General features: G+C 54.7%; 1 protein-coding gene and 1 pseudogene. Both read right to left on the reverse strand.

Features of this window, described 5'->3' with window-relative positions:
- Positions 1-296 (reverse strand): annotated as a pseudogene (locus Xbud_RS19130) (S49 family peptidase); the annotation flags it as partial.
- Positions 293-788: phage portal protein (locus tag Xbud_RS19135; RefSeq protein ID WP_145956689.1), on the reverse strand; the 496-nt coding region annotated here is incomplete at its 5' end. The pseudogene Xbud_RS19130 and the gene Xbud_RS19135, both read right to left, overlap by 4 nt.

Here is a 788-nt window from a genome sequence, read left to right on the forward strand (position 1 = left end):
AGAAACACCTGCCGAATGCCGTCATAACCGGTCATGCCACTGTAAGGACGCAAGGAACCGAGTTTTTGCACCAGCGTTCCCTGCACCGGAATGACAGCAATTCCCTCTAAAACGTCATAGCCTGTATCACGCCCGCGCCGGGTAAAGGAGTCATCCTCATCATCCCAGTCCATCCCGGCATGAATCTGGGTAATGCCGAAGCGGTCGGTTAGGGCTGTCATCACGACTTCGGCTTTACGCGGATGGATTGCCAGCGGCACATTAAACAACCGCTGGGCCAGATGCGGTAAATTCACTTGAATTCCTCCGGGTTATTGTCCGTGGTCAGGCGGGATTGTGCCCAGCTGGGTAGCGGTAATCCGCGCTCTTCACGGGCTTTTATTTCATGGGCGCTCTGATCAAGGAACTCTTCCCAATCACCCCCAGCGTTTTCGGCAATTTCGATTTCTAAGGTAGATAAACCGGCCTCTAATCCCATAATCGCCCCTTCTTTTTCTTTAACCGGATCTACCCAGCCGCGGCCCGGACCTATCCAACGCGCCCGGCAATAAGCCGCACGTGCATCCAGAAAATCCGGCGCATTGTTCGGTAACGGTAAGGTTTCTGTGTCGTGCAGCTCTTCTACAAAAGCACTGAGTATTGGCTGAGTAAACCCGGTGGCAAAATCATCCCGGCGACGGGTCAGGGTTTTCCACGCTTCCAGCATCGCAGCACGGGCAGAGGAATAGTTCACATCTGACCAGTCCTGCGTGACCTGTTGCGTGGAAAGTCCGGTCGCGGCGGCGATA

This window comes from Xenorhabdus budapestensis (genome assembly GCF_002632465.1).
In the GTDB taxonomy this organism is placed as follows: domain Bacteria; phylum Pseudomonadota; class Gammaproteobacteria; order Enterobacterales; family Enterobacteriaceae; genus Xenorhabdus; species Xenorhabdus budapestensis.